This is a genomic window from Klebsiella sp. JB_Kp031 (genome assembly GCF_040064295.1).
Classification (GTDB): domain Bacteria; phylum Pseudomonadota; class Gammaproteobacteria; order Enterobacterales; family Enterobacteriaceae; genus Klebsiella; species Klebsiella quasipneumoniae.
This window is the reverse complement of sequence record NZ_JBEAJW010000023.1, coordinates 251,726-260,918: the sequence shown is the minus strand read 5'-3', so window position 1 is coordinate 260,918 and position 9,193 is coordinate 251,726. Positions and strand designations below refer to the sequence as shown.

At 62.6% G+C, this 9,193-nt stretch carries 8 protein-coding genes; 1 reads left to right on the top strand and 7 read right to left on the bottom strand.

The genetic code is table 11. The features are described from left to right. Positions 1-298 precede the first annotated feature (298 nt). Entirely contained in the window at positions 299-2,566 is a 2,268-nt protein-coding gene (gene tynA / locus ABLV64_RS09315) for a primary-amine oxidase (protein WP_217324941.1), read from the top strand. Between the two features lie 2 nt (positions 2,567-2,568). Here the strand turns inward: tynA and ABLV64_RS09310 are convergent, their stop codons facing one another. The 7 genes from ABLV64_RS09310 to ABLV64_RS09280 form a co-directional block, all read right to left on the bottom strand. After that, the gene (locus ABLV64_RS09310) at positions 2,569-3,552 is read right to left on the bottom strand and encodes a zinc-dependent alcohol dehydrogenase family protein (RefSeq protein WP_025999096.1); all 984 of its coding nucleotides are present in this window, start codon (positions 3,550-3,552) and stop codon (positions 2,569-2,571) included. Positions 3,553-3,574: 22 nt separating this feature from the next. Beyond that, on the bottom strand, positions 3,575-4,393 hold the full coding sequence (locus ABLV64_RS09305) for a phytanoyl-CoA dioxygenase family protein (protein WP_004204030.1): 819 nt from the start codon (positions 4,391-4,393) through the stop codon (positions 3,575-3,577). 24 nt (positions 4,394-4,417) lie between these two features. Then, positions 4,418-5,587, bottom strand: coding sequence for an acetylornithine deacetylase (gene argE, locus ABLV64_RS09300; RefSeq protein ID WP_049116292.1), 1,170 nt, complete (start codon positions 5,585-5,587; stop codon positions 4,418-4,420). After that, positions 5,580-6,254 carry a DUF1028 domain-containing protein gene (locus ABLV64_RS09295; protein ID WP_032455929.1) on the bottom strand — a complete coding sequence of 225 codons (675 nt, stop codon included), beginning with the start codon at positions 6,252-6,254 and terminating at the stop codon, positions 5,580-5,582. Before ABLV64_RS09295 ends, argE begins: the two co-directional genes overlap by 8 nt. Beyond that, the gene (locus ABLV64_RS09290) at positions 6,251-6,685 is read right to left on the bottom strand and encodes a RidA family protein (protein WP_004190423.1); all 435 of its coding nucleotides are present in this window, start codon (positions 6,683-6,685) and stop codon (positions 6,251-6,253) included. Before ABLV64_RS09290 ends, ABLV64_RS09295 begins: the two co-directional genes overlap by 4 nt. 26 nt (positions 6,686-6,711) lie before the next feature. Continuing rightward, positions 6,712-7,968, bottom strand: coding sequence for an NAD(P)/FAD-dependent oxidoreductase (locus ABLV64_RS09285; RefSeq protein ID WP_032455928.1), 1,257 nt, complete (start codon positions 7,966-7,968; stop codon positions 6,712-6,714). Positions 7,969-8,137: 169 nt separating this feature from the next. After that, positions 8,138-9,052, bottom strand: a complete 915-nt coding sequence (locus ABLV64_RS09280; protein WP_004204026.1) for a LysR substrate-binding domain-containing protein — start codon at positions 9,050-9,052, stop codon at positions 8,138-8,140. Between the last annotated feature and the right edge of the window lie 141 nt (positions 9,053-9,193).

The window sequence follows — 9,193 nt, the reverse complement described above, 5'->3', positions numbered from 1 at the left end:
CGGGAACGTCTCAGCGATGTTGAGGCCGCCAGCACCGGCAGTTTCAGCGGCCCCAGCGCTAGCGCCAGCAGTGATTTGGGGCTGTAGGCCGGGTAAGGCGTTAGCCGCCACCCGGCAAAAAAATCGGCGCTCGTGCTTAATGCCTCTGCGGAGGCATTTTTTACGTCCCTCTGGCAAAACTGACAAATAACCTGGCAAGAGCAAACAAACGCTACGGCGCCGCGGGCTGGTAGCTTAAGGGTGACAAAGCCGACATTCGCAGCGGCATAAGACAACACAACAATAAGATGAGGTCACAATGGCAAACGGCTTGAAATTTTCTCCTCGTAAAACCGCACTGGCTCTCGCTGTCGCGGTGGTTTGCGCCTGGCAATCACCGGTCTTCGCTCACGGTAGCGAAGCCCACATGGTACCGCTGGATAAAACGCTGGAGGCGTTCGGCGCTGACGTGCAGTGGGATGACTATGCGCAAATGTTTACCCTGGTAAAAGATGGCGCTTACGTCAAAGTGAAGCCCGGCGCCAAAACGGCGATCGTCAACGGTAAACCTCTTGATCTGCCGGTGCCGGTGGTGATGAAGGAAGGTAAAGCCTGGGTCTCCGATACCTTTATCAACGACGTGTTCCAGTCCGGTCTCGACCAGACCTTCCAGGTGGAAAAACGCCCGCACCCGTTAAACTCGCTCTCGGCGGCGGAAATCAGCGAAGCGGTGACCATTGTCAAAGCCGCGCCGGAATTCCAGCCCAATACCCGCTTTACCGAAATTTCCCTGCACGAGCCGGATAAAGCGGCGGTATGGGCCTTTGCCCTGCAGGGCACGCCGGTGGATGCGCCGCGCACCGCCGATGTGGTGATGCTCGATGGCAAACAGGTGATGGAGGCGGTGGTCGATCTGCAAAACAAAAAAATCCTCTCATGGACGCCGATCAAAGGGGCCCACGGCATGGTGTTGCTCGATGATTTCGCCAGCGTGCAGAACATCATCAACGCCAGCAGCGAATTCGCGGCGGTGCTGAAAAAACACGGTATTACCGATCCTGGCAAGGTGGTCACCACCCCGCTCACCGTCGGCTACTTCGATGGTAAAGATGGCCTGCAGCAGGATGCGCGTCTGCTGAAGGTGGTCAGCTATCTCGATACCGGCGACGGCAACTACTGGGCGCACCCGATTGAAAACCTGGTGGCGGTGGTCGACCTGGAAGCAAAGAAAATCATCAAAATCGAGGAAGGCCCGGTGATTCCGGTGCCGATGGAACCGCGTCCGTACGATGGCCGCGACCGCAACGCCCCGGTGGTGAAACCGCTGGATATTACTGAACCGGAAGGCAAAAACTATACCATTACCGGGGATACCATTCACTGGCGGAACTGGGATTTCCATCTGCGTCTTAACTCGCGCGTCGGGCCAATCCTCTCGACGGTGACCTACAACGATAACGGCAAAAAACGCCAGGTGATGTATGAAGGTTCGCTCGGCGGGATGATCGTCCCCTACGGCGACCCGGACGTCGGCTGGTATTTCAAAGCCTATCTGGACTCCGGCGATTACGGCATGGGCACCCTGACCTCGCCGATTGTACGCGGCAAAGACGCGCCGTCGAATGCGGTGCTGCTGGATGAAACCATCGCCGACTACACCGGCGCGCCGACCACCATCCCGCACGCCGTCGCCATATTCGAGCGCTACGCCGGGCCGGAATATAAGCACCTGGAGATGGGCAAGCCCAACGTCAGTACCGAGCGCCGGGAGCTGGTGGTGCGCTGGATCAGCACCGTCGGCAACTACGACTATATCTTTGACTGGGTATTCCACGACAACGGCACCATCGGCATCGATGCCGGCGCCACCGGGATTGAGGCGGTGAAAGGCGTGCTGGCGAAAACCATGCACGACCCGAGCGCCAAAGAAGATACCCGCTACGGAACGCTGATCGACCATAATATTGTCGGCACCACCCACCAGCATATCTATAACTTCCGCCTCGACCTCGACGTGGACGGCGAAAACAACACTCTGGTGGCGATGGACCCGGAGGTGAAGCCCAACACCGCCGGCGGCCCGCGCACCAGCACCATGCAGGTGAATCAGTACACGATTGACAGCGAACAGAAAGCGGCGCAGAAATTCGACCCGGGTACGATTCGCCTGCTGAGCAACACCAGCAAAGAGAACCGCATGGGTAACCCCGTCTCTTACCAGATCATCCCTTACGCTGGGGGCACCCATCCGGCGGCGACCGGCGCTAAGTTCGCCCCCGACGAGTGGATCTACCATCGTCTGAGCTTTATGGATAAACAGCTGTGGGTGACGCGTTACCACCCGACAGAGCGTTATCCGGAAGGCAAATACCCTAACCGTTCCGCCCACGATACCGGCCTGGGCCAGTACGCGAAGGACGATGAGTCGCTGACAAACCACGACGACGTCGTGTGGATCACCACCGGCACCACCCACGTGGCGCGCGCCGAAGAGTGGCCGATCATGCCGACCGAGTGGGCGCACGCCCTGCTGAAGCCATGGAACTTCTTTGACGAAACGCCGACCCTCGGCGAGAAGAAACAGTAATCTTAACCCACGGTGAAATCGAGCAGGATTTTACCGCCTCTTCCCGGCTGGCCGGCGGCGGCAATCGCCTCGCGCCAGTCGTTCACCGCCACCCGCTGGGCCGGCGGTTGCGTAGTCGTCGGCAGCCGCTGCCAGATCTCATCGAACGCCGCCCGCCATGCCGCCACGCTGAGGCCAGGCAGCGCCTCCCGCAGATGAAACTTGCGCACCGCCGCGCTGGCGCGCGTCTGGATCAACGGCCGCCCGGATAATAAGCCGTAGGAGACCAGGGTCGACGACGCGGGCAGCACCGACAACAGCGTGTTCCCCAGCTCCCCGCCCACCGCGTCAAACACCAGATCGCTGTGCTGGCTGACCTTCTCCACCAGCGCCCGGTCGGCGTCGAGGATCGGATAGATCCCGGCCTGCTCCAGACGCGCCCGATGCTGCGGCGAGCGAATAATCCCGCTTACCGAACGGGCGCCCATGGCCAGCGCCCACTGCCCCAGCAGGCTGGCGCAGGAGGAGGCGGCGGCGGTCAGCACGATCTGTTTCCCGGCAACCGGCCAGCGACTGAGCATCAGCATCGCCGTCAGCGGATTGATATACCCGCGGGCGGCCAGCAGATCGTCCACCGCCGGGGGAACCGGCACCAGCCAGGTCTCATCGAGATCGATAAACCGTTGCCAGGTGCCGCCCCCGCGCAGGGGCAGCACCCGCTGGCCCGCGGTCAGCCGGCTGCCGAATGGCGCGGCGACCACCTCGCCAAGGCCTTCGTAGCCGGGGACGGCCGGCAGTCGGGTACGGTGGCGATAGGCGCCGGTGATGGGGATCAGATCTGAAGGATTCACCGGGGCATAGCGCATCCTGACCCGCACCCGTCCACCGGCCAGCGGCGCCAGCGGGGCGCGTTTCAGCGTTAGCACCGCGGCCGGCGGCCCGTAGCGGTCATAAACAATGGCGTCGTTGAACATCGACTGGCTCCAGACAACGAAAGACGGGATCATAGCAGATCCCGTCCGAAGCCGCTTACGCTGGTGGCCAGACCTGGGGGAACAGTGGAGAATCCAGCGGGTCGCCGTCCCGCAGGGTCAGCTCGGGGAACGGCGGCGACGTCACGCCGCCGCGGTCGGCAAAGGCGGCGTCATCCCCCACCCAGCGGGCGGAGAAGACCCGTCGCGCCCGCGCTCCAGGGTTGCCGCGGGCGCCATGGACGGTGCGAAAATGAAAGGCCACCGCATCCCCCGGCTCCAGCGCCCAGCTGACGATATCGTACTCGTCCTCATGGGCGTCGATATCCGGCAGCGCGCTGAACCGGGTGTGCTCGTAGAGCCTGGTGCCATTGAAGCGGGTGGGACTGTACTCCGCCTCCCAGCGATGCGACCCGCGAATGCAGCGCAGCGAGGTGGCCTCTGCTACCGGGTCCAGCGGGATCCAGAAGCTGACGTTCTGTCGGCCGGAGACGCAATAGTAAGGCTGGTCATGATGCCAGGGGGTGACCGTGCTGCCCCCGGCGGGTTTGACCAGCGTATGCTCATGGAAAAATTTCGCCGTCTGCGACTGCATCAGCGCCGCGGCGATTTCGGCGGCGGCCGACTGGAAGACAAACTCGCTAAACGCCGGGATCCGCGACCAGTTGCAGTAATCCTGAAAAAAAGGCGGCGAACCATCTTTGGGGATCACCGTGCGCGCATGACCATATTCGCTGGGGCTGGCCATCAGCGCCGTGACCCCCTCGGCGAGGCGCTCAACCCAGGGGGTAAAAACGCCCTTCAGTAATACCACGCCATCCGCCTGCCAGCGGTCGACTGTCGCTTGATCGATATGGTGAGAGTGTTGGTTGTGCATCGCTTGGGTTCCTGTGTGGGTGGATCAGGTAAGCGGTTCTGCGGGCTCGGCGCGCATCCACGCGCAAAGCTGGCCCAGCATCGCCATGCAGCGTTCGGTCTGATCGATGCTGATGTACTCATCGGCCTTATGGCCCTGGGCCATGCTGCCCGGCCCGCAGACCAGGGTCGCGACGCCCATCTCGTCGAACAGCCCCCCTTCGGTGCCAAACGCCACGGTGGAAAACCGATCGCTGCCGCACCACTGCGCCAGCCAGCGGGCGAAGTCGGACTGTGGATCGCTGAGCAGCGGCGGGTAGTGGCTCAACAGCTGAAACTGGATGTCGCTTCCGCCGCCGACCCGGCGCATCTCCGGCAGCAGCCGGCGGCGGGCGTAGGCCGCCAGCGCTTCGGTAACCGCTTCGGGACGCATCCCCGGCAGGTAGCGGATTTCAAAATCAAAGCGACAGGACTGCGGAACGATGTTCAGCGCGGCGCCGCCCTGAATGGTGCCCACCTGCAGGGTGCTGAAAGGCGGCGAAAAGCGGCTGTCCAGCTGCCGGGCCAGACGCTCGCCCAGCCGATCCAGGCGGTTGATCAGCCTGGCCGCGTAGCGGATGGCGTTCACCCCCTGCGGGGCATAGGCCGAATGGCAGGCCTGGCCCTCAATGCAGCAGCGCATGGCCAGTTTGCCTTTATGACCGAACACCGGCTGCATCTCTGTCGGCTCGCCGATGAGGCACAGCGCCGGTTTCTCCGGCGAGGCCTGCAGAAAATCCACCAGGCTGCGCACGCCGAGGCAGCCGACCTCTTCGTCATAGGAGAAGGCCAGATGCAGCGGCATCCGCAGCGGCGCCGCCAGAAAGTCATCCACCGCCGCCAGCACGCAGGCGAGAAAGCCCTTCATATCGGCGCTGCCGCGGCCGTAGTAGCGGCCATCGCGCTCGGTCAGGCTGAACGGCGGCACGCTCCAGTCCTGCCCGTCCACCGGGACCACGTCGGTATGGCCCGAGAGCATCACCCCGCCGCCGCCGGACGGCCCCAGCCGGGCGTAGAGATTGGCCTTTCCCCCCGACGGGTCATAAAAGCGGCGGGACGCCACGCCGCGGGCGGCGAGAAAATCGGCGATCCAGTCGATCATCGCCATGTTTGAATGGCGGCTGGTGGTATCAAAGGCCAGCAGCGCGGCAAGGATCGCTCCCGGCGTGTTATTCATCGCCAGGCACGCCATAGGCCGGCGCCTCGCGCGGGTCGAGCGCCCGGGTAATATAGGCCTCCATTTGCGGCTCCCACGCCAGCCACAGCTGCTCAAGGGCCGCCAGCGGATCCGCTTCCGCCCAGTCAATGCGCAGGTCGACCACCGGCCACGGGTAATCGTCCACCACCTTCACCGCCGCCGAGTGGACCGGCCCGGCCTCGCCCCCGGCGACGATCCCGGCGCGCAGTCCGGCCAGCAGCCGGCTGGTCAGCTCACCGGTGGCGGCCTCAAAGGCGCCCACCATCGCGGCGATCACCCCCTCACTGGCCAGCATGTTGCCCGCCGCCACGCAGTTATCCCCCGCCAGGGCGCCGCCGATCCCGAGGGTGAATTCCCCGCTGAACACTGCCGTGTCGCCGTTGGCGTCAATCGCCGCGACCTGGCGATATTCGCGGAAGCGATCCTCCGCCAGCGCCTGCTTCAGGGCCTGCTCAACGCTGGCTCCCGCTTCGAGCGCGCTGAGGATCTGCGGCCCCAGCGACGGCAGGGTAATGTTCTGGCTGGAAACCGCCCCCACGCCGGGCAGCAGCCACGGACAGCGCGACCCGACGGCCATGCTCGATGAACTAATGGCGATGCCCAACTGACCCGTTTCCGGGCAACGGGCGGTAAGGGAAAGGGTCATTCTGCCGCCTCCCCCTGCCAGTCGTCAGGGATCACCGCCGTGACGTCAATCTCCATCAGCCACTGCGGCTGCGCCAGGGCCGACACCACCACCCCGGTGGAGATGGGAAAGACCCCTTTCAACCATTTTCCCACCTCCTGATAGACCGGCTCGCGATAGCGGGGGTCGATCAGATAAGTGGTGGTCTTGACGATATGCGAGAGGTCGCTGCCGGCCTCTTTCAGCAGCTGCTCGACATTCTTCATCGCCTGTTCCGCCTGGGCTCGCGGGTCGCCGAGGCCGATCAGGTTGCCGGCGAAATCGGTGCCGACCTGGCCGCGAACGTAGACGGTATTCCCGGCCCGCACCGCCTGGCACAGATCGTTGTTCAGCGCCTGGTTCGGGTAGGTCTCTTTGGTGTTAAACATGCGAATACGGGTATGGGTTGGCATCAAAGCACTCCTTCAGGAAACGGTTATCAGGACGGCTGGTAACGCTGATACTGGCGCTGAATGGCGATCTGGTCGGCAATATATTTGGCATCGTGCCAGACGCCCCAGATAAAGGTGGACCCGCGCCGCGACAGCCACGGCAGGCCGAGAAAATAGACCCCCGGCTCCGTCGACACGCCGCGGTGATGCTGCGGCCGCTGCGCGTCATCGAAGGCGTTGACCTTCAGCCAGCGATAGTCGGTGGTATATCCGGTCGCCCAGATGATGGCGCCGATCCCGGCCTCGGCCAGGTCGAGGCTAAGCAGCGGGTCGCTGACGCAGGCCGGATCGGGCAGAAACTCACGGGCGGAGGGCTCTTCAGGCAGATCAGAACCGTTGCGCGCTACCCAGTCGTCGGCGGCGTCGAGCAACGCAAGATAAGAGGCATCGCCGCGGCGGATATTCTCCGCCAGGTCGGGGTGGAACAACGCCCTGGCGCCGTCAAAGCCGCGGGTCTGCCCCACCAGGGTGACCCCCTGATGCGCCAGTTGGCGAAAATCGACGGTATGGCCGCCGCGCGCGCCGCTCACCGCGATAGTGACATGCTCTTTCCCCGGCGCATTGGCCGCGGCGTCCCACATTCCCAGCACCCCGAGCCACCAGCAAAAATCGCGCTGGCGATAGCGACGCGGCGGCCGGTCGTGCGCCCCCACCGACAGCCACACCGCGCGTCCGGCCCGCTGCAGCTCATCGGCAATCTGGACGCCGGAGGATCCGGCCCCCACTACCAGCACGCCGCCCTCCGGCAGCTGCTGCGGATTAAGATAGTGCGCCGAGTGGAGCTGCTGAATAGCCGGACTCTGCGGGGCGATAGCCGGGATCGCCGGGCGCTGAAAGGGTCCGGTGGCCGCTACGATCCGCTGCGCCTCAATCACCCCCTGGGAGGTGTCAACACGAAAGCCCGGTCGCCCGGCGAGGCGTTCGGCGCTGTACACCTCCACCCCGGTACGGATCGGCGCATTGAAGCTGCGGGCATAGGCGGCAAAATAGTCCGCAACCTGCTCTTTGCCGACAAAGCTATCCGGCGGGCAGTCCGGGAACACCATCCCCGGAAACCGATCGTGCCAGGCCGGGCCGTTGGCCACCAGCGAATCCCAGCGCCCGCTGCGCCAGGCCTGGGCAATACCCTGTTTCTCCAGCACCAGGTGGGGGATATCCAGCCGGGTCAGATGCTCGCTCATGGCGACGCCCGCCTGCCCCGCGCCGACCACCAGGGTATCGATCTCGGTTATCTGTTCAGTCATTTCTCTATCCTTCAAGCACAGTTGCCGACGAGGTCGCCGGAATTGACGGCTTTCAGGTTATTTAACTGTGACGAATTGGTAAAATATTATAAAACGATCGACTGAATAGAATTTTACGAGGCTGATTGATGACGAAAAAATAACGCCTGCCGGATCGACAGGCGTTATTTCAGCCGTGAGAGGGGGTTAATTCGATACTGCGGCAATAATCCATAAACAGTTGCGTCGGCCGCGTCGGCTCATTATTAGCGAGATGCGCCATAATTAAGGTTGAGGCGGGCATATCGTCGGCAATATCCCGCTGCACCACCCTTTCACCATCGTAGGTCATATCGCAGCAGGGCCGGGTGACCAGCACCGAAAAACCGAGTCCCTGACCGACCATACAGCGCACCATTTCGATAGAGGGTGAGCTGTAAGCTACTTCCGGGTGATAGCCTTTTTCCTTAAAGATGGAGATGAAATAATTTTTGCTCGGGACCGCATCAAGGAGGATCATTGGCTCGCGGCTCAGCTCCTGCAGCGTCACCTGCGCCTTTTGCGCCAGCGGATGCGCGGCGGGCAGTAGCGCGTAGGGTTTATGCGGGGCGTTAAGCCGTTCTTTATTGATCGAGTGGCCAAGCTCCAGATCGTAGACCAGCGCCAGGTCAAAGCGGCCGCGGTGCAGGCCATGCATCAGCTCGTGCTGTTCGCCGTCATACAGATGCAGCGTAATTTCCGGATAGCATTTCTTAAATCCAGCCACCAGCTTCGGCATATACAGCGGAGCTACCGATTCAAAGCAACCGATGGAGATCATGCCAGAAACCAGCTCTTTATCCGCCCGCGAATTCTGCTCAAATTCCCACGACAGGCGCAGCAGCTCCTTCGCTTTATCGTAGATCCGCCGACCGCTGGAGGTGAGCGAGACGCCCTGCGCGTGGTGGCGAATAAACAGCTGCTGGTCGAAGGTGCTCTCCAGATTCTTAATGGCAATGGAAATCGACGGCTGCGCAATGTGCAGCTGGCGGGAGGCCTCGGCGATACTCTCCGTCTCCACCACGGTGACGAAATATTTGAGCTGCTTCAGGGTAAATCGGTTCATAGCATCACCATTGATAAAATATGGTCCGGCGCACGCAGGAAATAGTTTTCCCCTAAGTCCCAAGCAATCCGCGTGCCACCCGCGAAAAATGGCGGCGCATTGCCCGCCAGGGGGCGATATTATTTATTCTCCTCCCTCGCC